At 38.7% G+C, this 22,829-nt stretch carries 27 protein-coding genes; 7 read left to right on the top strand and 20 right to left on the bottom strand.

Translation table 11 applies throughout. The annotated features are described in order from the left end of the window. Positions 1-87: 87 nt before the first annotated feature. The 6 genes from ACCB35_RS10955 to ACCB35_RS10930 form a co-directional block, all read right to left on the bottom strand. Positions 88-1,161, bottom strand: coding sequence for an NAD(P)H-dependent flavin oxidoreductase (locus ACCB35_RS10955; protein ID WP_374056893.1), 1,074 nt, complete (start codon positions 1,159-1,161; stop codon positions 88-90). Between the two features lie 108 nt (positions 1,162-1,269). Continuing rightward, complete coding sequence (locus ACCB35_RS10950) at positions 1,270-1,950, bottom strand: serine/threonine protein kinase (protein WP_374056892.1); 681 nt, start codon at positions 1,948-1,950, stop codon at positions 1,270-1,272. 196 nt (positions 1,951-2,146) lie between these two features. Beyond that, complete coding sequence (locus ACCB35_RS10945; RefSeq protein WP_374056891.1) at positions 2,147-3,418, bottom strand: MDR family MFS transporter; 1,272 nt, start codon at positions 3,416-3,418, stop codon at positions 2,147-2,149. Between the two features lie 38 nt (positions 3,419-3,456). Further along, positions 3,457-3,732, bottom strand: coding sequence for a helix-turn-helix transcriptional regulator (locus ACCB35_RS10940; protein WP_374056890.1), 276 nt, complete (start codon positions 3,730-3,732; stop codon positions 3,457-3,459). Between the two features lie 403 nt (positions 3,733-4,135). Further along, entirely contained in the window at positions 4,136-4,663 is a 528-nt protein-coding gene (locus ACCB35_RS10935) for a GrpB family protein (RefSeq protein ID WP_374056889.1), read from the bottom strand. After that, positions 4,660-5,346 carry an HAD family hydrolase gene (locus tag ACCB35_RS10930; protein WP_374056888.1) on the bottom strand — a complete coding sequence of 229 codons (687 nt, stop codon included), beginning with the start codon at positions 5,344-5,346 and terminating at the stop codon, positions 4,660-4,662. The genes ACCB35_RS10935 and ACCB35_RS10930 overlap by 4 nt, the downstream gene beginning before the upstream one ends. A 304-nt stretch (positions 5,347-5,650) precedes the next feature. On the opposite strand from ACCB35_RS10930, the gene ACCB35_RS10925 reads away from it, so the two are divergent. Both ACCB35_RS10925 and ACCB35_RS10920 read left to right on the top strand, forming a co-directional pair. Then, the gene (locus tag ACCB35_RS10925; protein ID WP_374056887.1) at positions 5,651-5,833 is read left to right on the top strand and encodes a DUF1272 domain-containing protein; all 183 of its coding nucleotides are present in this window, start codon (positions 5,651-5,653) and stop codon (positions 5,831-5,833) included. A 12-nt stretch (positions 5,834-5,845) separates the two neighbouring features. After that, complete coding sequence (locus tag ACCB35_RS10920) at positions 5,846-6,367, top strand: cysteine hydrolase family protein (RefSeq protein WP_374056886.1); 522 nt, start codon at positions 5,846-5,848, stop codon at positions 6,365-6,367. Positions 6,368-6,404: 37 nt separating this feature from the next. Here the strand turns inward: ACCB35_RS10920 and ACCB35_RS10915 are convergent, their stop codons facing one another. Together ACCB35_RS10915 and ACCB35_RS10910 are read right to left on the bottom strand one after the other, a co-directional pair. Continuing rightward, a complete protein-coding gene (locus ACCB35_RS10915; protein WP_374056885.1) occupies positions 6,405-6,860 on the bottom strand; it encodes an NUDIX domain-containing protein in 456 nt (151 codons plus the stop codon). Positions 6,861-6,989: 129 nt separating this feature from the next. Continuing rightward, the gene (locus ACCB35_RS10910) at positions 6,990-7,355 is read right to left on the bottom strand and encodes a VOC family protein (RefSeq protein ID WP_374056884.1); all 366 of its coding nucleotides are present in this window, start codon (positions 7,353-7,355) and stop codon (positions 6,990-6,992) included. Positions 7,356-7,532: 177 nt separating this feature from the next. On the opposite strand from ACCB35_RS10910, the gene ACCB35_RS10905 reads away from it, so the two are divergent. Further along, positions 7,533-8,588: a serine hydrolase domain-containing protein gene (locus ACCB35_RS10905; protein ID WP_374056883.1), complete on the top strand. Its 1,056-nt coding sequence runs from the start codon at positions 7,533-7,535 to the stop codon at positions 8,586-8,588. A 74-nt stretch (positions 8,589-8,662) separates the two neighbouring features. On the opposite strand, the gene ACCB35_RS10900 is transcribed toward ACCB35_RS10905, so the two are convergent. Beyond that, positions 8,663-8,962, bottom strand: a complete 300-nt coding sequence (locus ACCB35_RS10900) for a hypothetical protein (protein ID WP_374056882.1) — start codon at positions 8,960-8,962, stop codon at positions 8,663-8,665. 375 nt (positions 8,963-9,337) lie between these two features. Here ACCB35_RS10900 and ACCB35_RS10895 point away from each other — a divergent pair, with 375 nt between their 5' ends. Further along, a complete protein-coding gene (locus ACCB35_RS10895; RefSeq protein WP_374056881.1) occupies positions 9,338-9,829 on the top strand; it encodes a sigma-70 family RNA polymerase sigma factor in 492 nt (163 codons plus the stop codon). A gap of 77 nt (positions 9,830-9,906) precedes the next feature. Here ACCB35_RS10895 and ACCB35_RS10890 read toward each other — a convergent pair whose 3' ends face one another. Together ACCB35_RS10890 and ACCB35_RS10885 are read right to left on the bottom strand one after the other, a co-directional pair. Beyond that, a complete protein-coding gene (locus ACCB35_RS10890) occupies positions 9,907-10,362 on the bottom strand; it encodes a GNAT family N-acetyltransferase (protein WP_374056880.1) in 456 nt (151 codons plus the stop codon). A gap of 232 nt (positions 10,363-10,594) precedes the next feature. Further along, positions 10,595-11,242, bottom strand: coding sequence for a pentapeptide repeat-containing protein (locus tag ACCB35_RS10885; protein WP_374056879.1), 648 nt, complete (start codon positions 11,240-11,242; stop codon positions 10,595-10,597). Positions 11,243-11,555: 313 nt separating this feature from the next. On the opposite strand from ACCB35_RS10885, the gene ACCB35_RS10880 reads away from it, so the two are divergent. After that, the gene (locus ACCB35_RS10880; protein WP_374056878.1) at positions 11,556-12,062 is read left to right on the top strand and encodes a GNAT family N-acetyltransferase; all 507 of its coding nucleotides are present in this window, start codon (positions 11,556-11,558) and stop codon (positions 12,060-12,062) included. A gap of 207 nt (positions 12,063-12,269) precedes the next feature. Here ACCB35_RS10880 and ACCB35_RS10875 read toward each other — a convergent pair whose 3' ends face one another. Both ACCB35_RS10875 and ACCB35_RS10870 read right to left on the bottom strand, forming a co-directional pair. Beyond that, positions 12,270-12,653: a VOC family protein gene (locus ACCB35_RS10875; protein ID WP_374056877.1), complete on the bottom strand. Its 384-nt coding sequence runs from the start codon at positions 12,651-12,653 to the stop codon at positions 12,270-12,272. 101 nt (positions 12,654-12,754) lie between these two features. Continuing rightward, positions 12,755-13,840, bottom strand: coding sequence for a citrate synthase/methylcitrate synthase (locus ACCB35_RS10870; RefSeq protein WP_374056876.1), 1,086 nt, complete (start codon positions 13,838-13,840; stop codon positions 12,755-12,757). Positions 13,841-13,950: 110 nt separating this feature from the next. On the opposite strand from ACCB35_RS10870, the gene ACCB35_RS10865 reads away from it, so the two are divergent. Next, entirely contained in the window at positions 13,951-14,829 is an 879-nt protein-coding gene (locus ACCB35_RS10865; RefSeq protein ID WP_374056875.1) for a LysR family transcriptional regulator, read from the top strand. 637 nt (positions 14,830-15,466) lie between these two features. Here ACCB35_RS10865 and ACCB35_RS10860 read toward each other — a convergent pair. Then, positions 15,467-15,997, bottom strand: a complete 531-nt coding sequence (locus tag ACCB35_RS10860) for a GNAT family N-acetyltransferase (protein ID WP_374056874.1) — start codon at positions 15,995-15,997, stop codon at positions 15,467-15,469. 166 nt (positions 15,998-16,163) lie between these two features. Between ACCB35_RS10860 and ACCB35_RS10855 the strand changes: the two genes are divergently transcribed. Beyond that, on the top strand, positions 16,164-16,721 hold the full coding sequence (locus ACCB35_RS10855) for an MEDS domain-containing protein (RefSeq protein WP_374056873.1): 558 nt from the start codon (positions 16,164-16,166) through the stop codon (positions 16,719-16,721). Between the two features lie 266 nt (positions 16,722-16,987). Here the strand turns inward: ACCB35_RS10855 and ACCB35_RS10850 are convergent, their stop codons facing one another. The 6 genes from ACCB35_RS10850 to rfbA all read right to left on the bottom strand — a co-directional run bounded on the left by ACCB35_RS10850 (position 16,988) and on the right by rfbA (position 22,829). Then, complete coding sequence (locus ACCB35_RS10850) at positions 16,988-17,437, bottom strand: CotY/CotZ family spore coat protein (protein ID WP_374056872.1); 450 nt, start codon at positions 17,435-17,437, stop codon at positions 16,988-16,990. A gap of 80 nt (positions 17,438-17,517) precedes the next feature. Then, positions 17,518-18,534 carry a YheC/YheD family protein gene (locus ACCB35_RS10845; protein ID WP_374056871.1) on the bottom strand — a complete coding sequence of 339 codons (1,017 nt, stop codon included), beginning with the start codon at positions 18,532-18,534 and terminating at the stop codon, positions 17,518-17,520. A gap of 11 nt (positions 18,535-18,545) precedes the next feature. Continuing rightward, positions 18,546-19,763 (bottom strand): ATP-grasp domain-containing protein, encoded by a 1,218-nt coding sequence (locus ACCB35_RS10840; RefSeq protein WP_374056870.1) that lies wholly within the window; start codon positions 19,761-19,763, stop codon positions 18,546-18,548. Positions 19,764-19,878: 115 nt separating this feature from the next. Next, on the bottom strand, positions 19,879-20,961 hold the full coding sequence (locus ACCB35_RS10835; RefSeq protein WP_374056869.1) for a YheC/YheD family protein: 1,083 nt from the start codon (positions 20,959-20,961) through the stop codon (positions 19,879-19,881). Positions 20,962-21,159: 198 nt separating this feature from the next. After that, the gene (locus ACCB35_RS10830) at positions 21,160-21,879 is read right to left on the bottom strand and encodes a glycosyltransferase family 2 protein (RefSeq protein WP_374056868.1); all 720 of its coding nucleotides are present in this window, start codon (positions 21,877-21,879) and stop codon (positions 21,160-21,162) included. Between the two features lie 80 nt (positions 21,880-21,959). Continuing rightward, positions 21,960-22,829, bottom strand: a complete 870-nt coding sequence (gene rfbA / locus ACCB35_RS10825) for a glucose-1-phosphate thymidylyltransferase RfbA (protein WP_374056867.1) — start codon at positions 22,827-22,829, stop codon at positions 21,960-21,962.

Raw genomic sequence — 22,829 nt, 5'->3', positions numbered from 1 at the left:
ATACCTATGCTAGAAATGATTACAAGGTTTAATATTTGGAAAATGGGATTTATGAGATTGGGACTATGAAGCGAAGGTTTGACATAGTTACTCATTTAACTCCCCTAGCGTTTTTCCCACTCGACTTACGATGGATTCAAGCAGTTCTTTAGCAGATATGTCCCTGCTGAGCCTCGGGCTTTGTCCAGACCACAAGGACATCAATTCTGGGACTCCCTGTCTACCAGCTTGTTTTCTCAGTTCTTTCGTTAACGCATTTTGTATAGGGTACGGTGGTAATTGATTCTTGTATTCCTGCATTTCCCTTGTAAATCTGTTTTCGATCCCTCGAGCAGGCTTCCCGCTAAAGGCAGTTGTGATGACCGTGTGAGTTTCTGATGATTCTAATACAGCCCTTTTATGAGAAGCCCCAGCCCCACTCTCTTTACATGTAAGAAAAGCAGTTCCCATTTGGACTCCTTTTGCCCCTAAAGCAAGTGCTGCAATAACGCCCCTTTCGTCCATAACCCCCCCTGCAGCAATCACTGGTATGCATACCGCATCCACCACTTGTGGGACGAGCGAAAAGGTTCCAATCATTGAATGTTCAAATAAACCTAGAAATGTGCCCCGGTGCCCACCAGATTCACTCCCTTGCGCGACAACGATGTCTACACCCTTCTCCTCATTGATCATGGCCTCTTCAACAGTCGTCGCGGTGCCGATCACGATGGTTCCTACCTTCTTTAGCTCTGACACAAGCTCTTTAGAAGGGGCGCCGAATGTAAAGCTGCAAACAGGTACTTTTTCATTGAGGATGACTTCCAGCTGATTTTCAAAATCGATTTGAACCTCTGAAAATGAGGAGTTATCTGTTAGATGTAATTCTTTTTTATAAGGCTCCAATAATTTTTGGGCGTTGGTTATCTGTTCATCATTTACTACTGGAGTTTCAGGTATGAAAAGGTTCACCCCAAAAGGCTGATTCGTTTGATCTTTTATTTCTTTGATTGCTAGTTTCATATCAGCAGTAGACATATATCCCGCCCCCAAGGTTCCCAGTCCTCCAGAGTTTGAGACCGCCGATACCAGATTTGCAGTAGTGACTCCTCCAGCCATTCCTGCTTGGATGATGGGATAATTTGTGCCCAGTATTTTAGAAACCCTGTTTTGATTCCACATGATTTCCCCTCCTTTTCCGGATATACTTAAAATCGAAGTATAAATAAATTATGTCAAATTTATCCTTCATGTACAAAGAAAAAGCGCTCAATGCTCTGAGCGCTTTTTTTAATCTTTTTTAAATGAAGTAAACTTTAACACAATTTTCATGAATTCCTCATACGAGGTAAAATGTTTGTTCCATGAGTTATACCATTTTCTAATCGTTTCAAGTAACCAAAATGGAACGGCTTTTCCGTCAATAAGGTGGTAATGATCCTCATATGCTTTCTTTAAATGCTCCCACCTGAAATCATTACCGGGAAGCACGTACTCTGACACATCTATAATTTTCGCTCTTCCATTTTGAAGCAGAATATTCTTTAAATGAATATCACGGGGATTCAATCCTTGACCACGAACATATTCCCTGGCATTCTCCACGTCTTTAACGGCTTGTTCTGGAATATGGATTCCTTGGAGCAGGCAATCGAAAAATGTTGGACCCTCTTCGTAACTCAGAACGAGAAATCTATCTTGAGCTGTATAGCAGGTTGAAAAAAATGGGGAATCACCAATTGTCTTATACACTTTTTCTTCAATTTTAATTTTCGACTTTTTATCCTCCGCGTACAGTTTAAACGCATAATCAGGAGCATAGGTAGATTGAAAGACCGCTGCATCCGTCCCGACACCGATGCATCTTAGACTATCATCGCCACCGTGGATTGTGACAGGTTCATTATTGAGATTGGAAGACACGGTAACTTGAGATAGAGATGGTAGAGCTGCTTTCCATTTAATATCCATATGTTCTCCCTTCGCTGAACTCTGAATAAGGTATGATTGGAATTCATACCTTATTCAGAATAATATAGCACCTATCAAGCCCCTATTTCAATTTTGCACCTTCATAATTTGCTAGAAATTTTAGACAGTAATGTAATTGCAAAAAATTTTCAGATACCGTAAGTGGGAGACCAAAATCACGCCTCCATGCATTGAATTAACCTACTTTCACAGTATCAGCCTGCTGTTTAAACTCCACAACTTCTTTTCGTCTATCCAACTCAGGTGTAATGATCTTTAATATGAGTGTCCCGACAAGCCCGATTGAAAGGATGATTCCCGCCATAATGGTTGATGGCAGTATGGAACCAAGCGTGACCGTCACAGAAGCAATCAACATGGATAAGTTAAACTTCAATCCATTGAAGGCCATATAAGAACTACGGGCATCGTCAGGCGGGATGGACGCCATATAAGATTGCTCCACAGGCACCCGGAATACTTCACCAATCGTGAGAATCGCCATCATCAAGAAAAGCATAAATAAGTTATTGGAGTATGCAAGAGTGGCATACCCTACTGTGAAAAGGAAGCAGCTCCAAACAAGCACAGTTTTATCTTGTAACGAGTGCTTGATCCTTGTTACAAATAGCATGAGAATCACGACTAGAATCGTATTTTCACTTCTGAGAATCCCCATCGTCTGCACTCCGTCAATTTGCCATAAAAGGAATTGTTGAGAGGGCATTTCTTCGCTTAATCGAATTCCGATATAATTGGTTAGTTGAAACTCCATTGATAGAATAAGAACACCTGCGATCGTAAAGAGGACAAATAGCTTGTCGTGCATTACTTTCCCGTAGTTTGATAGTAATTGCTTAACGTGCTGGGAAGGGGTCAGCTTCGTATTCACTGGTGCATAGCTTTCACTAATGAAGAATGCAACCAATGAAGCGGTTACGACAGATGCCGCACTGAGAGCTAGGAACAGCTCGAATAGGTAATCTTTAAATAAGAAGGCACCGATGATTCCTCCGATTGCGATGGACAGGTTATTTGCCCAATACGTAATCGAATACATCAACTTTCGTTGAGGTGGTGTACTTACATCAATCATCATGGCCTGATTAGCTGGTCCAGCAAGTCCCCAGCATATACTGTTAACCGTCATCATGGCAAAGGTGATCGGTGCAGATTCAAACCATGGAGAATTACAAACCATCATGGTGAGAAAAGCCAGAAACCTAAGTGTCTCTGCGAGTAACATGATCTTCTTCCGACCAAATTGATCAGCAAAGTACCCTCCAATAAAATTGATTCCAATTCCAACAAACACGTTGATCAGAAGCAGAAGCCCAGCCACCTTCGCTCCAAAATGAACCGCTAAGTAAATAGACATAAACGGAAAAATCATGCTCCCGATGAATCGACTCATAAACGTTTCGATGATACGTATTTTAATATTTTTATGAAAATCTCTAAATCTCATATCGTTCCTTCTCTCTGTCATCTAAACCTCAAGTTACGTCATTTCTCTAAAAGCTCCGTTAATAAAGTAATATTTACTCCAAGTGCTTCAAATATAGATCGACAAGTGATGTCACTTACTTTTCTCTTTCCTCCTTCAAGCCTCTTAATTGTTTGAGCACTCACGTTTGCCTTATGAGCTAATTCCTCTTGAGTTAATTGGGACTTCACACGAAGAATGTGAACGATTTCGCCCATATGTAGTCTGTCAGTATGAGAGTCATCTCTTACAAAACAATTATTTATAGAGTTACATAGTTTTTTCATGTCCTTCATAAGGCGACTCCTCCAACATTTGGTAAAATTACATTTACTAAATATAATGAAATTTCTACATATTTTCAAGGGAAATCGTATACTTTTCTTATTTACAATATACGGTAATATCGGAAACTCTTCATGGTTAGATTGGTTGAAAGTCAGGTACGACTTTTGGATGAGGTGAGTATGATTGAACTTCAGAGTAGAATATATACTTTTAATTTTAAAAAAGATGGGAAAATACCTAGAGGTCGACTTTAAGTATTTCCCATCTCTTTTTTGAATTTAATTATATAAATACGGAATTCCCCTAGATACTTTGTATCAGGCGGGAATTGGAAGGTTAATGAATCTTCAATTTTTTTCATAACACGGTGTTCTTTTTTGCGGACTATACAATACCAATAGATTATACAAACTACATTCGCTCATCATTGGTCGCACGTCTGAGAATCTCTCTGATAAATGGCTCTTTCTCCTGAGTATACCTGGGTCGATCAGATTGATGGACATAAGCCAACCCTTTTTTTAATGTCGAATATTCCCCGGCAGCTTCAGGATAGGTTCTTAAATAATCGCGAAATAGAATCTTATCGGTCCACTCACTGCCTTCAATCTCACAAATATGCAGATGGCAGGTACCTCTTCCCCATTCCCCTTTCCGGAAAAATCTACGATCAATCAACTCAGGCTTATGTACATATTCATAATCCACTTTCCCCAACGGTTCAATAAAAGAAGAGATGACATCAAGGTCATCGACTCCAACCATGATATCGATAATCGGCTTGGCATCAAGCCCTTCCACAGAAGTACTTCCTATATGTTCTATCCCTATGAGTGACGGACCTATCGCATCAATGATTTTCGCTTCTTCTTCTATGTATCGGATTTTCCATTTTGGGTTGTATGGGGATAATTGGACGATTGGTTTATTAATGGTCATTCCTCCAACCTTCTATTGTTATTTAGATCATCAATATATTTCGGCAACTCCATCAAATCCTCAATCACCCAATCTGCTTGTTCCGCATGATTCAAGTGAGGGTCTTTCTTCCAAATACCTTTCATCCCCACTTGTTGAGCACCATACACATCATACTCAGGATGATCCCCGATAAAGATGCATTCATGAGGCTCTAAATTCAACCTTAGCAATGCCCGCTTGAAGATTTCAGGATCTGGCTTTTTTAAGCCTTCCCATTCAGAAACAAGAATTTCATCAAAATAATCTTTTATTTCAAGAGCTAAAATGTTGTCCATTTGAAACTGGCCAAAGCCATTTGTGATCATGCCTAGTTTTATATTTTTCGATCTTAATTCATCCAACATTCTGTGTAACTGTGGAAAAGGTACACAGCTGTGCTTGAATTCACTGATGTAATCCTGAAGGAGTTCTTCCCAGGTTATTTCAGGAATAGTGAATTCTTCGATAAGCTGCTTGTACACTTCATCTTTCCAGACGTAGCCGCGCTGGTCTAATTCAATGAATCTGGTTATGTACGATTCTTTTTGGATATGTCTTAGCCATTTATCCAGTCTTTCATACTGGTTGGTGATGAATTCATTTACAGAGGCGTCTCTGTTCAACAGGGTTCCGTCCAGGTCGAAGATGGCCGCTTGGATCATGATGGGATATCCTCCATTTCTATCATTCTTTTCATATTTCTTATAGAATATATTTCCTCAAAGGGTCAGCAGATTTCATCCAGAGAAGGGGGATCGCAACGTAATCTATATATTCTGGATCAATCCAGCATCAATCTGCTGACTCAAATTCAGATTCGTATTTATAAACTATTTTGTATTACCCAATGTTAAATATGTAGAAGTCATATTTTATGCCCCACTTTAAAAAGACTAATCCTTACATTCATTATATTAACGTATGTTAGAATATAATGGAAAGAGATAGATAGAAAGGGAGATACTCATGGGATTAGAAATGAAGACGAATTGTCAGGCTTGCCACAATACCTTGACGGATTACGCGTACATTTGTGTGCATGAATGTACCTTTTGTGAAGAATGTACAGCTAAATATGACGCGTTCTGTCCGAATTGCAGCGGGGAGCTGGTGAGAAGACCAAAGCCACCTGCAGGTATTGAACATTAAGGAGGGGTCATAGTGAAAACGGCACTACTTATCATTGATGTCCAAAATGGGATGTTTACGGTGAATCCTCCCGTCTATAAAGGTAACGCCCTATTAAAAAGGATTAAAAGTGCGTTGGGATTTGCAAAAAACAATAATATTCCAATCATCTATGTGCAGCATAGTGGTCCCAAAGATAGTCCTTTGGAGAAGGGGACTATGGGCTGGAATTTTCATGAAGATATTTCCCCTGCAGATGGAGATATCATTGTACATAAAGGTACCCCTGATAGCTTCTACAGAACGAACCTTCAACAAAAGTTAAGGGAATTAAACATTGACCACTTGGTCCTGACCGGCATTCAAACCGAAGCCTGCATAGACACAACCTGTAGAAGGGGATTTAGTCTGGACATCAAGATAACGCTATTAACAGATGCCCATTCTACTTTTGATAAAAAAGAAATTTCCGCAACACAAATTATCTCTCACCATAATGAGGTGCTGCGTTGGTTTGCGGATACAATAACGACTGATGATTTTATAAATGAGTAAATCCTCGCTCAGAGTTTGGTTCTCTGAGCTTGATTCTTTAGTTGATATCTCCAAGATATACCAATGTAATTTGATTGTTAATAATATAGTCAATGATTCTTTTAGGGTAAAATCTATACTGAACCAGTTCATTAATATCAATCCATTCTACACCTACTTGGTGGCTATCTGGGTTGGTTGGAATCGAATCCTTATCTTCTGCATCTATTAAGGTACACTTAAAATAAAATTCCATTTGATGTATATCATAATCAAATGAAGCATATTCATGGTTCTTGCCTATATACTCCCGAATATGTAGAAGTTCCCCTATCTCCACATCACTTCCAATCTCCTCGATACATTCTCTCTTTAAAGCTTCATGAAGGGTCTCACCTTTTTCCTGTCCACCCCCCGGAAAAAGGTAAAAGAATTCATTTTCGTCTTTGTTTTTGGTCAGGAGGATTTTGTCACCTTTCATGATGATCGCTTTTGCTGAATTTCTGATAGGCATGGACTATTTTCCCTTCTATTTTTCATTGTTTCTCATAAGAATATAACATCGCTAATAAACGATCGAATATAGTGATAGTATTCTTGTCGGGAGATAAAACCATGAACATCCGACATAGTGAACCCCTTCCTACTTACAAACCATCAGCAAATTCCCATCAGGATCTTTAAACACAAAGTACTGATTATTTTCTATAGCCGTAACCAATTCCACACCATTGTCTTTCATGAATTGATACGATTCATGGATATCGTCTGTAGCAAATTGAATGGCTGGGAAATTCAGCCTTGGAAGATTACCAGTTTCGTCTCTCCACATGGGCATGGTGTCCAGGATCATACCTGCCCCGTCCATTTCAGCAACAAACAGATGCTCGAAATGTTCATCTCCCTCATCAATTCCGAGCATTTTAGAGTACCATTCTTTAGACTTTTCTATATTACTTACAGGAATAAATACCACTTTCACTTTGTTTTTTATAGGGCTTTTTATCATAGTGATTCCCTCCATTACTTTTATATACTAGAATAAACTTCAATATATCACAGCACAAATCCTGCCTGAGTCTTTGATTTTTGTTCACGGGGAAAAGCTATCCGCTTCCGGTCCTTAGTACATTAAAATAAAACCTGAAATTCATTTGTTAAAATACTCCTCGAAAGGATGGTTTATTTGATAGATCGCAATATTTTTGAAAATACGGTTGAATCATTACGTGAGAAACACCAGCTTCCTGGAATGTCAGTTTGTCTGACTGATTCAACTGGTGAGGACTATTTGAAAGCAGTTGGAGTTCGACAATCCGATTCATCTTTACAGTTAGAACATGATGATCACCAGCGTGTGGGAAGCATTACAAAAATGTTAATCAGCACTCTTATATTGAAACTACAGGAACAAAGACAACTTTCACTTGAACAAACGGTTGAATCTATCTTACCAGGTATCCTCACCCATGGCAGTCGAATAACCGTCCGTCATTTGCTTCAACATAGAAGTGGTCTGAAGGACTATATTTGGTTGGATGTCGCAGGAACTACATGTATCCAACATGCAGTTTCCAGTCTTTTGGATATCTTTCCACCTCAAAGTCTCGTTAGACTGATTACCAACTATGACCTCGAATCTGAACCCGGTACTGAATATAAGTACTCCAATACTGGATATATTTTGCTGGGTATGATTGTGGAAAAATTGTCGGGAAAGTCAATTGAAGACATAATTGATCAGTGGGTCATCCAACCTCTTCAATTGAAAAGGACGTATTTCCCTTTAACGAATGAACTAAGACCTCCATTTGCAAGTGGTCATTCTAAAGCAACTCCAGATATGACAGAGCTTTCTGATGAAGTGACAGAAATAAACAAGCTCAATACATCCATCACCTGGACTGCAGGAGCTCTTGTTTCTAACCCTTTTGAAATTCAAACGTTTATGAAGGCTCTTATCAATGGCACGCTTTTATCAGAGGAATCCATGAAAGAGATGCTACATTTTCACGAAACCGATGATGCGATGCAATCCTATGGACTCGGATTGCATCAATATACATTTGCAAATGGGGTACAAGCCCTTGGTCATCAGGGTGGAATTCATGGATACGAATCAGTGACACTCTACTATCCTGATAATAAGGTATTTTTGACCGTGATCGTAAATCAGATGCCTGTTGGAGTTGTTTCGATTGCAGGTCAGTTGTATCGAGACGTTTTTGAGTGTAATAAATAAATATATTTCCAAGTAATCAAAGAAAAACGCTCAGAAGTTTTTGAGCGTTTTTTTGTGGGCTAAATCTAGATGACTCAGCTATTTTTCTCCCGGATTTGCTTTCGGATATTTTCTAATTCTTCAATAGTCAACTTGTTTAGAGACTTTTTTATCTCGTCCTCAATTTGTTTTTTATTTTTCTCCTGGTACTGTTCCCACCAGTCACGAAGATCCTCCGTATTTGTCAGGAGGTATTCAATGTCAATTTCCTCAATCTCGTCATCGGATAAATAGTTTAATACAGCTGCAAGCATCTGTTCAAGTTTATCAACATTTTCTTTTTCCTGTACCTGTTCTTCCGTTTTCTCAGTTGAGGAAGCACTTTTACGTGGCATTGTATCCCTCCTAAAGTGGTTTTATTGATTCTAGTATTGCCTAAGGGGTGTATTGGGTAAACGTGAAAAATCATCCTTGATAACGACAGTTGTACAAATATTTACATCTATAATGCCTCATCCTTTTTTATTCCAATTTATAGTTATCAGCATCTTCCTTCACTTGTTGTAAAACCGTATGAATCTATATTTCCATAACTAACTTGGCGTAAATAAGATGTTAACTAAGGTGAAAATAGTTTTTATTCCACCAGTTTTTGTAAGTTCACGCTGGTTAAACGGCTGCTTTTCTCTTTTGTCCGTCACCCTTTTCCTTTGTAAGGTTAACTTACCTAGGAATTCATAGAGTGGCGCGTCGATCAGAAGGAAACGGTATTGGAAGCATTTGAGGAGCTTCATGCAAAATATGATTTAATGATTCACAAACTGATTCATTCTTTGAATATATACAAAAATAAGCCTGAATACTATCAAACCGGACTCATTGCTCTTTGGGAGGCATATGAAAACTTCGATCCTGAAAAGGGTGCCTTCCCTGCTTATGCTTATTCATTTGTACGCGGAAGATTGTTATCTCAATTAACCAGTGAATTCAGGAATGAAGAGAAAAATATTTTTAAAGAGGCGGACTTTTTTGAGATTATCGAGGATGAGCAAGCGAATGATCAGCTGGGGAATGAATTACTGCTCTCCTACTGCAATGGTTTAACTGAAAATCAGAGAAAATGGGTGATATATACATGTGTGCACATGTTGAGGGTTAGTGAGATTGCCGATGCAGAGAATGTATCCATTTCCGCTGTAAAGAAGTGGCGAAAGGGAGCGAAGGAGAAGATTCAGGGAATGTTGGATATAGAAGAACACTAGAGATTATGTGAATGAACCTTTTACGAGTATTAAAGAAAGGCCATGTTTCCAGACTTGGCCTTTCCTTGATGATTTATTTAGAATTTCACATCTTTCACAACAGCCATTTCCCTGCCAAATCTATCTCCTTGGTCAACAAAACCCAGACTGGCATATAAATGATGGGCACCTTCATTATCAGGATGATAGCCCACAACAATCTTAGTTGCTTTAAGGGTTTTGGTCATATCTTCCATCATCAGTTCAGTTGCAGCCCTACCGATTCCCATACCCTGATAGTTTTTATCCACCATGATTCGGTATACCCAGTAAGCATCGAGTTCTTCTGGAACTGAGTTGTACATTAAAAACCCCACCACTTTATCATTAAAATAAATGGCAAATGGTTTTAAGGTAGGCTCGAATTTCGATTGTGCAATCGATATGGCATTTGACTCGATAAATGCCTGCTGATTTTCTGATAATTCTAACTGACAGCAATCGTACCAATTTTCTGCGTCTAACTCTACTATTTTAACACTGTTTGTATTCATTCATTTTCCCCTTCCAATGAGCCTGTTAACTATGTGGCATACCCATGTTCTTTCCATCTAAAAATCCGGCTTTGTATAATGGCCATAATGTACCCTTCCTCAAAACCAAAAATTTTCTCAGCAATTTTAGATTATTGAATTATACCATTATATTAAATAAGTTATATTTTCCATTAAATATTTCATGTCACCTCTGATAAGAATAAAATTTTAAGGGTGCGAGTGGATTTTTTCATTCTCTCACCTTCAACCCCAACAAACTTGCAAACCCAATTGCCTGCACAGGTGACACCTCACAACCAAACAAGTTTTCAGGTGAAACATTGATTTTTGTATATGTACAAGTACTTATATCAATTCCATTTAGTATTGTTTGAGTAAATTCAATCTCATTCAGATCACATAGATTAAACTTCACTTTCAGAAGCTTACAGTCTGCATAATTTGCATGCTGCAAGGAGCTTTGACTGAATTGCACCTGTTTTAATCGCGCTTCGACAAAATCAATCATATTCGCAAGGCACTCATCAAAAGTGACATTCACCAGATTGGCACTAGAAAAATTCACCCCCATTAACTTGCATTCTTTGAACGTCACTCGATGAATGATCCCCTCACTGAAGTTTGCATTTGATAAATCACAGTTCTCAAACACCACATCTGTCATATCCACTCTTGGAAAAGACGAACCGATGAAAGAAACATTTTTGAAGACAATTTTAGATAAAACCAGCTGCTCGATATCTTCTTGATCAAGTCTTGCAGTTTCTATCCTGCAATTAGATAGAAATGGATCTTCTTCATAATATACAGCTTGAAAATTAGCTGATTCTAATCGAGTAGGGATTTTGGGAGATTCTATTTTAAAATTTTTCATCATGATTACACCTCAACCATCTCATTCGTTATAAGGAAACTATAGCATGTAGAAAATTGAATGGTAGTCTTGGAATTTTAATTTGAGTGTGTCTCGCAAAATATATGAAAGGCAAGTGCAGTACTTCTATTAATAGAAGTACTGAGTTTCAGCTTTTACATTTCTCTTACAATCAACTCACCTTTTGTTTGTTCATTATCGAGCCATTGCCCATGAAATTCGATTTTTTCTCAAATGTCACCTTTGTAGTGGCATTAGATTCTTTTCATCATTCAAGTTAAAATAGAAATTAAAGATTATAAAAGAGGTGCACCATATGAAAGTAATAGAAACAAAAAGACTCATCCTAAGGTGGGTAGAATTCAGTGATGCTGAATTCGTTATGAAATTACTAAATGAACCTGGATGGCTGCAGTACATAGGTGACAAGGGTATTCGTACATTAGATGATGCCGTGGATTATATAATGAATGGTCCGAGAGCAATGTATGAGCGGGAAGGGTTCGGGCTTTTTTTGACGGAACACAAGGAAGAGCAGGCTCCGATTGGCCTGTGTGGGTTAATTAAACGGGAAGGTCTTGAAGATGTGGATATCGGTTTTGCATTTCTCTCATCCTATCAATCAAAGGGATATGCCTTTGAAGCCGCGACGGGTACTTTGGAAATTGCCAAGAAACTAGGTATAAAAAAACTGGCTGCGATCACGACAAAGGACAATGATTCATCTTCTAGATTGTTAGAAAAACTGGGTATGCACTTTGAAGGTTATGTGACTCTTCCAAATGATACAGAAGAACTGAAAAAATATGGTTTAGACATCTAAAAATTAAAATTAAAGAATGTCTTGAGGTAGTTAGTGAATCAAAGAGATCCATATACGGGTTAAGAACTTGTGTATAATGATCGAGCCAGAAGGACTGTTGATTACTTGTATGATATTGATTAATAAAAAGAGCTGAGAATCACAGATTCATAGCTCTTTTGGGATAAGCGTGGAGATGCATCAAAATTTATTTAGTTTCATCAAACTTTAGTTGCTTTTCTCCATAACCGCAAAGTAATTACCTTCATGGTCTGCAAAGTTAAACACTCTTCCAGAGGGCATTTCTACTATTTGTCCGACTGTTATATTTTTATTTGATAAGCTATTATGTAATTCATCCAGGTTGTTTGAGAACATCATTAAGGAAGGGGTGCCAAGATTTAATTCAGGCTCCATTTCAGCGATAAATTCCTTATCGTGGAGAACGATACTTGTTTCCGCATCTTTAGTGGGAGCAATTTCAATCCACCTCATCCCTTGACCATTATCTTCTTCAGCTATGACAGTAAAACCTACTTTTTCAATCCAAAAATTCACGGCTTCATCCTGGTTACTCACGTATAACATAATTTGACCGACTTTGCTGATCATTACAATCCCTCCTTTTAAAGTATGCTTCAATTATATCACTAAATAAAGGAAACGTTTACAAATGATTAACCTACATTACATGTAATGTAGGTTGTAAAGGTTTATGTGTACAGTCTACCAATGTATTCAGATTGTGGCCGGTATATTGTATTGTTTTCAGCTTGTTCCAGAACATGAGCCGTCCACCCGACGATACGACCTGATGTAAAGGTTGGTGTAAAAAGTTCAGGTTTAAGAGCGATTGACTTCATTATGGCTGCTGCATAGAACTCTACATTCGTGTAGATAGCTCTCCCGGGCTTCAATTCATTCAACACGTCAATAGCTGTATGCTCCACATGTAATGCAAGGTCCAGAGAGCCATCTTCCCCCTTTGATTCTACTAGTTTATTTCTTAAAGCAATTGATCTTGGATCATGTGTCTTATACACACGATGTCCGAACCCCATCAGTTTCTCTCCATTAAGGACTTTCTTTCTAATGACATTATCCGCATTTTCCGCTGTGCCTATCTCATTAAGCAGTTCGATAACGCCTGATGGTGCCCCTCCGTGAAGGGGTCCTTTCATTGTCCCGATCGCCGCAGTAATGGCAGATACCATGTCAGATTCAGTTGAAGATGTGACTCTTGCTGAGAAGGCAGAAGCATTCATACCATGTTCAAGTGTAAGGATCATGTATGTCTCCAATGCATCGACGACTGCTTTAGAGGGCTTGCTGCCAGTTAACATGGATAAATAATTTTCTACGTGATTAAGATTATCATTCGGTTCAGTAAATGGTTTTTCTTCTACTAAAGATTGTCGATAAGCAATGATGGTTGGAATAACGGCTGTTAATCTTATAGCTTGATCAATGGTTGGTGTCCATTTGTAAGCAGGTACTCCTTCAGAAGAAATAGCCGTTCTTAATACACTCATCATATCCATATCCATGGGAAGCGTCTTAATAACCTCTTTCATGGTTCGTGATAAGGATCTATTAATCACCAATTTCCTTTTTATATCATTCTTTTCCTCCTTTGTTGGTAAGTGACCATACCATAATAAGAATGCGACCTGTTCAAATGACAAGTTGGTTAGATCACTAATGTCATATCCCCTGTAGATAAGCAACCCCATTCTGCCGTCAATATGACTGATTGTCGTTTGTGCTGCCACGATTCCCTTTAACCCTTCAGTAAACATTTCGATCATCTCCTTTTCCTTTATTACAATTATTGTATAATGATTTTATAATTAAGAAAATTAAATATATTTAAATGTTTTGATTAATACTATTAATAAGGGTGGAGAAAATGGAACTAAATTTGTTGAAGACATTTATTACGGCAGCTGAATGCAATAATTTCAGGAAGACCGCTGAAAGATTATACATATCGCAGCCATCCGTTACTGTACATATTAAACAATTAGAAAAGGAACTCGGAGTTTTATTGTTTGAAAGAGACGGAAGGAAAATAAAGCTAACAGAAGCAGGAAGGTACTATTTAAAGCATGCCCGTAGAATCATTTCCGTTTATGAAGAAGGTATCACTGAGCTTCAGACTTTTAATCAGGGGTATACAACAAAACTAAGGATCGCTATATCTCCATTGATTGCTGACAACGTATTACCTTTTGTTTTAAAACAGTATATAGAAAGCCATCCTCAAGTCGAGATTTCTGTTGAAATTATTGAATCGGTAGATATTGAGAAAGCTGTTCTTGCGGAAAAAGTTGATATTGGTCTCTCATGTCTTCCTTGTTTTAGTCAAGAGCTTGATCATACATTACTATTTACTGACAAAGTTATTCTGGTAGCCCCCCATGACGGAAGAGATTTTGAGTCGGCTTTCCCTTTAGACGAAGAGGAGTTATTAGCCTCCAATTACTTATTAACACATAATCACCCTGCATACTGGGATGATTTATGCAGCACCATTAAATTGTTCTATCCGAAAACCAGGATGATGAAAGTTTCTCAAACTCATATTACCAAACGATTTATTGCAGAGGGCCTTGGCGTATCGTACCTCCCTTCTTCAACCGTGAGAAGGGAGCTGCTTGAAGGATGGCTTTTAGAAGTTGAAACGACTGCTTTTCCATTGCCCGAAGCTAAAACGTTCGCCATTACAAAATATGCTCATAAAAAACAGAAGGAATTTTTGAGTTTTTTATCACGTTTCAGTGTATAAACACAGCAGGGATCAGCAATCAATTATTTACTAGAAAAATACTACACCGGATATATTCATGACATAACCAATCGCATAATCCGGCATTCATGTACTGCTTTACGCTTTTGCTCATTCATCTTCTAAAAGCAAATAAAGTAAGAGGCTGGGACAAAACTAAAAAATCACCAAATAAATACGAACAATAGAAGTGTAGGTTCTTAATATCGCTAATGATTTCCGTGCAAGACTACGCTTTCCGCGGGTAGCCCGTGAGCATCCTCGGCAAGCCTGCGGGTAGAAAAGCGGAAGGGCTTCGCTCAGAGGCGGTTGGCATAAGGCGGAGCGGCCTTGAAGGTGTTCTTTGCCTTCAGGGACGATCAGACTTATGACATTTGCCTCTAAGCCCTATAGCTGGACAAGTCTCACATAAGCTACTTTTCCCGCAGGAGTCTCCGTCTTGCACTCCAATCAACCGCTGGATCCTGCTAAAATCAAATGGACCAAAATAAATAATAAACCCGAACCAATCTGCCTCTAAGAAGCGGATTGGTTCGGGTTTCACTTAGACTAAAACACTTTTGTCCCAGCCTCTTACTAATTTTCATCTGCACCGAATTTTTCATCCTTGCCTTCTTTTTACTCGATTTACATTATTTCAATCTTCTATTAAATACTTTTCCATCCGAATATCAGACCACTTTTTACTGTTCCAATAAGTAAAGTCTGCAATCCGGCCTATTTCCTGATAGCCAAGTTTTTGATAAAGCTTTCGAGCATTAGTATTGAACTCAAATACTCCCAATTCTATTCGTTTAAGTCCTTCCTTTCTAACCTGATGTTCTAAGTAGTTTATTGCCTCTTTACCAATTCCTTTTCCACGCCCTTCAGATTCACCAATCGTTATACCGATCCAGGCAGTTCCTTTTTCCTTTTTATAAAGATGCTCAGGGTCGACCATGTAATTCATTTCTCCTATCAACCGGTTATTAAGGTGGATAAGGTATATATGATGATGTTCTAAACGTTGTTTTAAATCCAGTAATGTCAAATTCCCCCGTTGGTCCAATGCTTCCTGATTTTTATTTGGGCGGGTTAACGGAATTAATTCCGGGTTGTTTTCCCATTTGTTTAATGATTCTAATATTGATGTATCAGGTTGGATTAGCTTTGTAAAATAAATATCCATAGGATGAAGGTTCCTTTCAGTAATTATTATCATCTTTCAAACATTCAACTAATTAATTTGTATGGATTGTTAAATTGGTATGTTATGCTTAAATTAATCAAATTTCTGAAGGCTTAGGAATTCCGGCCATTGAAAATCTGGTTTCCAATGGATGAGAGGTGAGGTTATGGAAGCGTTAAATGAAGTTAAATTAGTAACGTTAGAAAAAGGCCATGTCTTTTATCAATTTCAGGCAGAAGAAGCCTACCTTAACAACCTGATGTTATTTATTCGCTCTGGATTGGAGAATAATCAACATATGCTGATCATCGAGAGCATGAGAAACATCAACAAGGTCAAAAATAGAATAAACAGAATATTTAGTGTTGAACAGCGATCCTCCATTTATTTAGTTGATAACTTTGATTACTATTTTTTAAATGGTGACTTTAATACTCAGAATATTCTTAATCATTTCAAAAAAGATATTGCCACTATCAAAATCCTTAATACTTCCATCAGAACCTGGGCTAATGTCGAGTGGACCTCTACTGAACCAGATGCTGAAGTACTCAAAAAATTTGAGTCCATTGCAGATGATTACGTCTTACAAGAAGGTTTACTTTCTGTCTGTGCCTATTCAAAAAACGTTTTATCAGATGCTTTGATAAACACTCTCGAACAGGTGCATATGTATGTAATGACTGATGATTCCATTGGCTTTTCCAAAGTTTATTTAAAATAAAATCGTATAAAAAGAGATTCGTTTTTCTGGCGGGTCTCTTTTTTGGGTTTTACCCAGACGCTTCTCTGCTAAAATACTTCTTTTGTGAATATTGACCGGCTGGCATAAAAATATCTTCTTTGTTTTCGTATTATGAATAACCTTCACATCAAACCTTACCATGTATAATTCCTGATATGTAATCAACCCTCCTTATTTTAACATCATCTCCCTAAATATTCTCCACTATTATTATGAAAGTGTAATATTATTAATGTTCCGGCTTATTACCACTTCGGCTCAACAATGATGATGCGTTTTAATAAGGCCAAGTCAACACATTGAATCGCACAAATACAGTCAAGGTCAATCTCAACACATGTCGATGTTTTAATTAGTTTCATGACCTCACACATGGACTCTACGTCCTCACCGTAAATATCCAATGGTCGTAGGAGCGAAACGGTGGCACAGCACGTATCCTCATCCAATTTTTCAAGTCGGAAATAGCTTGTTGTAAAACACTCCTCTGCCTTTTCTTTTTCACATCCGGTTATGATCAGCGGTCCGTCTTTCTTGAATAATGTAAAAGGAATCGTATCAACCCCGACTAAAATTGAAAGTAATTTTCCGAAATAAGGAGTCTCGGAATGATTTATATAATCCTGCAACTTTTTCAATTCATTAAGGGCAGTGCATATACATTTAGCATTCGGCATCCCACTTTCTTTTTCCAAGTCCCTCACTCCAATCTGTCCTTTACCTATAGTTTATAAATACAAGGCATGATTGGTGCATTGAGGATCACAGAATGGAACTACTTACCGGACCCATTTTTCAAGTACAGACAATATGGCAGCATCCTTTTGGCCACTTCAAACTCACGATGCCTGGAGCCGGGTCTCCAATTCACTTCAAAAATCCATAGCCTTAAATTTTGACCAATTCCTACGTCAATCCCCAATTCATCGAATGAATAGGGATAAAGCGTTTCGAAGTGAGGAGGAAATGCTGCCGCAAAGGTTTCAAGGCTTCTTTTTAATCTTTCTGCCTCATCTCCAAACTCCTCCTTCAAAAATGGAATCCATTCACCTCGATACCCGCCACCGCTGATATTGCTGATTTTTTTTCCGTTTCCACTGATTCTTGGATAAATCAGGTTGGTTTCCCACTGACCTTGCCCATTCTTCTGCACATGGATTCTGAAGTCGTACGTTAATCCGGCTTGTGTTAGACATGATACAAAGGGCTGAATTAAAAATTTCCTGTCTTTAATTAACTGTTGAATCCAATTATTGAATTCTTCACGTTGATATTTTTGAGTATGAATACCTTCCATCAACAGGAAATGATCTGAATCTTTTTCTAAAAAAATGACATCTCTCCCATGATTTCCTGAAAAAGGCTTGATGACAAGTTTTGAATGATCACGAAATAAGTCATGGACTTCTTGTACGCCTTTCAGCTTTAAAGAGGGTATCAGATAAGATTTGAACTTCTCTCCCTTCATCACCTTTTGATATACTGTCATTTTATTCCCTACAGAATGACTGGTCAGTATGGTCATATTTTTGAGACGTTTAAGGATTGACGATTGCCTTTTTGTTTTCGGACTGCTGCTATTGATGACGACATCAGGAAATCCCATTTTCTTTTGGATCCATTGCCCATCTTCATATATCCAACCCTGTATCACCTTCTCATCAAAATCCACTTGTTGATAAGAAAAATAAAAGAACGAAATCCCTTCCATCTTTGCAACTGCTGCGTATGCATAGGCCTTTTTTACATCATGTGGACGCTTGCGGTAATGAAGCATTCCTACGAGCACCATTTTATCTCCCCCTATAATGGCTCTAGAAAAAACCTCAATTCCTTGGCTGCCTTTATGGCGATTTCCTTTGCAGCTTTAATGGAATCAGCAGCAGCTATAACACAAGCATATCGATTCCCCATTGATTTTGGGGGAACCAATACGCTCCCTTTTTTCGGTTTCACGTATACGTATTTCACACCATCATGTGATGATGCACGATTCCTTCCTGTCACCTTCAAAAGTCTTCCAGCGGAATTCACCGTCACATACTTCGCGTAGACGGGTTTTGTGAATGCAGGTGAGGTTTTGGGAGGCAGCCCGAGATTTACCTTAATGATTTCCCTGACCAGATTGATGCCTGTTCCTTCCTTAATCAACCGATTCATTGCAGCTCCGGACATTCGTGGGTTCATTTCAATAAGCTTCCATCCCCCTTTTGCTTTTCTCATTTCCAAATGACAAGATCCATTTTCGAGCCCTATACATTCTACGATTTCAAGGATGCTATTATGAAGGGACTGAAACTCTTGAGGGTCCAGTTTAGCTGGATAGGCATATCCTGTGATAATGAAATTTGATCCGACCTCTTGTTCCACTACGGCAATAATATTTACTTCCTGCTTGTATACCAACACTTCCATCAAGTATTGGGGACCATTTACAAATTCTTCTATCATTAGATTCATATCTGGATGCTTCCTCCTTAAGAGGTTTATCCCCTCCGAAAGTTCTCTCAGCGTCTTTGCCAGCATGATATTTTTCGACCCATTTGATTTAGAAGGTTTTATTATGAGAGGCCATACATCTCTCTGACCTAGATTGAAATCAGACATTGATTCGTTCATGGCAAGCATAGAATAAGACAGAGAACTGGGGAGATGGTGAAGGTGCTTACGGACATTTGCTTTGTTTTCCATAATGGATAGGGCTTCTACAGACGCAGGAAATAACCCTAATTCAGTGGAAATCCTGCTTGCATATGAAACAAAGGGATCAATAAAGCTTAAGCATGCAGAGAGGTGATGGCCAAGTTGTTGTAACGAATGTAAAATATTTAAAAGTTCGCCCTTATTCAAGAGGTTTTCCATGTATAACATTTCATCCACCTCAGGGAACTCATCCTTTTGGCTTATGAGGTTAGATCGATCCGTTATTAAAACCGTCACATATCCCATCTCTTTGGATACTTTTAAGGCTTCTCTACTGGTACCTGACTTATGACTTCCTATAAAAACGATAGTGTTCATGCTGTCCCGCCCATTTCTATTTCAGTATCAAGAGTCCATTTATTTTAATGTATTCCTATAGTTTGTCAGCATTGAATCTTCCCACAAAAAAACCGACCCTAATGAGTCGGTTCCATCATGATGAACCTCGTTTTTCGTAAAGAAAAGAAGCATACCCTATCGGCGTGGCATGAGTCTTCTTCCATTCTTCCTGCATGTCGGCGTTTCTGAAGGTCACTCTTAAATCTCTTCCGTTGCATTCAATGAACATTGGAAACCCTTCATTGGTCAAGCCGATATCGAGGCCCAAATCTGCCATCTTTGGAAGCTCTTTTTCCAGTTGCAAAGCGACATTCAGTGATAATCGTTTTATATCTTCAAATACTTGATCTTCCTTAAGATGAGGCAAATCCTGGAGTAATTCAGGTAAGGAGTAACACGATCCTCCACGGGCTACATTCGTTAAGTACCAATCTTTTTTTGCTACCTTCCCCACAACACCTGTCATCTGCCATTCACCTGAATCATTTTTTTGTACCGATACCCTCAGGTCGAACACTCCTCCCTTACTTTTCGCAAGGGGGATTCGCTTTTGGATGATTGTACGGGGATTTGCAATTAGCTTTAACAGAAAGAACGGCCATGTAATCGAAAACCGCTCCTTTACCATTTCCTTCTGTCGTCGATATGAGAATTCCCATTCTTGATCAGAAAGCCTCGACAATTTGGCTATTCCGATGCCCAGCGAGCCGCTATTCGGTTTGATGATGAGTTCATCGTATTTATCCATCATCATCTGAAGATTTTCCTTACTGGCTTTAACCGTTTCAGGTATATGGGGAACCAACTTCTTATTCCTCCTGAGGATGTTATTGATCCTTATTTTCTTATAACGATTTTTCTCATTAAAGAAGACAATTCCCTCTTCTTTTAATTTCCTCATTTTCTTTTTTGCTGAAACTTTTCCTGTAAATGTTCGGTTATGGATAATCGGGGGTTTTGGAATTGGAGTTAGAATATATGTTCCTTCCTCACTTAACACATATGCCATGATTGTATCTACACCTGGCTCAATGTCCTGGAATCGAAAATAACAAGGAATCAGATTATAATGTTCCCCTGCTTCCTCATAAAAAGATAGATTCTCATAATAGGTTTTTCCTTTTTTTATCCCATTGAATACAACTGTCCCCACCATAATACCTATATATTTTTTCAAGGGTCTTCCCCTCCCATCAGGTTTTATTATCACTTGCCTTCATGTTAGAAAAGAATCGAGGGTCTATCAAAAACAAACGAAGCCACAGGTTCAATGAAAATCAGAAGGAAGAAGGTGGGTGTAATGCAGAAATATAAGAGGCTTTTTATCACAACTATATTCAAATAATTCACGCATGGTATGGGCAGGTGATGTATTTTACTTGTGTTTATCCACAAACTTCTTATAATCATGTGTTATGGCGATTTTACGTGAGGTTCTATATAGATATCGTCTTGATGGGCGCCATGTATGGGAATGGGTTTCCTTCCTCATGATGGCATAATGATATCGGCTGGAGGAGCATATTTTGTAGCCAGCCGCTTTACATCTTTTAAGAAAATGTAAGCATTCCCCTACGTTTTTATTTCCAAATGGGATGAGTTTCAGAAGCCTTTTGGTCGTAAAGATAGTAGCCCCCTGGGGAACATGGACCCTTTTCATTTCACGGCCTGGAAAACGCAGCCTTAACTCCTTCTGATCAATCATATACATAAAGCATGTTCTCTTTCCGACGACCCCAGCATTAAACTTCTTCATAGTAGCCATGGCTTCCGATAAATAAAGGGGACCGTAATAATCATCGTCATCCATTTTCGCTATATAAGGGTATTTTGCTTTTGTCACACCGATATTCAAGCATTTTCCCAAGGTCATCTCTTCAGGTAGCTGAAATACGGATACTTCAGGGTACTCTGAGGCTTTCTTCAACCAATGCCCCAAATCCATAGAGTCCTTGTTTAATAGGATGATAAGCTCCTTTTTTCCCCACTGCTGGTTCTCATAATTGGCAAATAGGTTTTCCATACAATCGTCTCGATTAGTCGCTGCAATGATAGAGATCCCTTCAGAAATCGCTATTTCATGCTCTTCGCTCACGTTTCTCACTCCTTATTGAACTCTTCCTTTTATCTTATTTATTGTTCTACTCTATGATTCACGTTAGGAGGGATTAAGTTTTATAATCTGGTGACAAGATTTTTAAGATATCTGCCATACTCACTCTTCCCGTTTTCATTTGCCAGCTGTATGAACTGCTCCTTGGAGATAAATCCCTCCCGAAAGGCGATTTCTTCAATACAGCCTATTTTCCTCCCAAGATTCCTTTCTATGGTTTCAATGAATTGGGCTGCTTCCAATATAGAGGGATGAGTACCGGCATCAAACCACGCGAAGCTCTCCTGCAGAATTTCCACATTGACCTCCCCCATCCCCAAATACACGTTATTTATATCCGTGATTTCTAGTTCACCTCTGACCGAGGGCTGTATTTTTTTTGCGACTTCAACGGCTCGCTGATCATAGACATATAACCCTGTCAGTGCATAGTTCGATTTAGGGACAGCGGGCTTTTCTTCGATGGTTATCGCTTTATTATTCTGATCAAGCTCTACAATACCGTATCTTTGAGGCTCGTCTACCTGAAAGCAAAACAGCGTTGCACCGCTTTTAAATTGAAAGGCATTTTCTAATCGATTGCTAAGGCATTCTCCATAGAATATATTATCCCCAAGGATCAACATGACATGGTCATTTCCGATGAACTCTTCTCCGATAAGAAAAGCATTGGCAATTCCCTTTGGCTCCTTCTCGACTTTGTATTGAATGTGCAGTCCTAAGTGGGATCCATCTCCAAGCATCTTCATAAATCTATCTTGATCATAAGGTGTCGTAATGATTAGAATCTCCCTCACACCTGCCAGCATCAGAGTGGAAAGGGGATAGTAAATCATCGGTTTATCGTATATGGGGAGTAACGCTTTTGAAATAGACTTCGTCAACGGGCTCAATCTCGTCCCTCTTCCACCTGCCATAATAATTCCTTTCAT

Origin of the sequence: Rossellomorea sp. FM04394, from assembly GCF_041889765.1 — a bacterium.
In the GTDB taxonomy this organism is placed as follows: Bacteria; Bacillota; Bacilli; order Bacillales; family Bacillaceae_B; genus Rossellomorea; species Rossellomorea aquimaris_B.
This window is presented reverse-complemented; position numbering and strand designations above follow the sequence as displayed.

Coding starts and splice junctions, on each gene's coding strand:
- ACCB35_RS10955 (WP_374056893.1), bottom strand. CDS start 1,161: ATGTGGAATCAAAACAGGGTTTCTAAAATACTGGGCACAAATTATCCC.
- ACCB35_RS10950 (WP_374056892.1), bottom strand. CDS start 1,950: ATGGATATTAAATGGAAAGCAGCTCTACCATCTCTATCTCAAGTTACC.
- ACCB35_RS10945 (WP_374056891.1), bottom strand. CDS start 3,418: ATGAGATTTAGAGATTTTCATAAAAATATTAAAATACGTATCATCGAA.
- ACCB35_RS10940 (WP_374056890.1), bottom strand. CDS start 3,732: ATGAAGGACATGAAAAAACTATGTAACTCTATAAATAATTGTTTTGTA.
- ACCB35_RS10935 (WP_374056889.1), bottom strand. CDS start 4,663: ATGACCATTAATAAACCAATCGTCCAATTATCCCCATACAACCCAAAA.
- ACCB35_RS10930 (WP_374056888.1), bottom strand. CDS start 5,346: ATGATCCAAGCGGCCATCTTCGACCTGGACGGAACCCTGTTGAACAGA.
- ACCB35_RS10925 (WP_374056887.1), top strand. CDS start 5,651: ATGGGATTAGAAATGAAGACGAATTGTCAGGCTTGCCACAATACCTTG.
- ACCB35_RS10915 (WP_374056885.1), bottom strand. CDS start 6,860: ATGCCTATCAGAAATTCAGCAAAAGCGATCATCATGAAAGGTGACAAA.
- ACCB35_RS10910 (WP_374056884.1), bottom strand. CDS start 7,355: ATGATAAAAAGCCCTATAAAAAACAAAGTGAAAGTGGTATTTATTCCT.
- ACCB35_RS10900 (WP_374056882.1), bottom strand. CDS start 8,962: ATGCCACGTAAAAGTGCTTCCTCAACTGAGAAAACGGAAGAACAGGTA.
- ACCB35_RS10890 (WP_374056880.1), bottom strand. CDS start 10,362: ATGAATACAAACAGTGTTAAAATAGTAGAGTTAGACGCAGAAAATTGG.
- ACCB35_RS10885 (WP_374056879.1), bottom strand. CDS start 11,242: ATGATGAAAAATTTTAAAATAGAATCTCCCAAAATCCCTACTCGATTA.
- ACCB35_RS10880 (WP_374056878.1), top strand. CDS start 11,556: ATGAAAGTAATAGAAACAAAAAGACTCATCCTAAGGTGGGTAGAATTC.
- ACCB35_RS10875 (WP_374056877.1), bottom strand. CDS start 12,653: ATGATCAGCAAAGTCGGTCAAATTATGTTATACGTGAGTAACCAGGAT.
- ACCB35_RS10870 (WP_374056876.1), bottom strand. CDS start 13,840: ATGTTTACTGAAGGGTTAAAGGGAATCGTGGCAGCACAAACGACAATC.
- ACCB35_RS10865 (WP_374056875.1), top strand. CDS start 13,951: ATGGAACTAAATTTGTTGAAGACATTTATTACGGCAGCTGAATGCAAT.
- ACCB35_RS10860 (WP_374056874.1), bottom strand. CDS start 15,997: ATGGATATTTATTTTACAAAGCTAATCCAACCTGATACATCAATATTA.
- ACCB35_RS10855 (WP_374056873.1), top strand. CDS start 16,164: ATGGAAGCGTTAAATGAAGTTAAATTAGTAACGTTAGAAAAAGGCCAT.
- ACCB35_RS10845 (WP_374056871.1), bottom strand. CDS start 18,534: ATGGTGCTCGTAGGAATGCTTCATTACCGCAAGCGTCCACATGATGTA.
- ACCB35_RS10840 (WP_374056870.1), bottom strand. CDS start 19,763: ATGAACACTATCGTTTTTATAGGAAGTCATAAGTCAGGTACCAGTAGA.
- rfbA (WP_374056867.1), bottom strand. CDS start 22,829: ATGAAAGGAATTATTATGGCAGGTGGAAGAGGGACGAGATTGAGCCCG.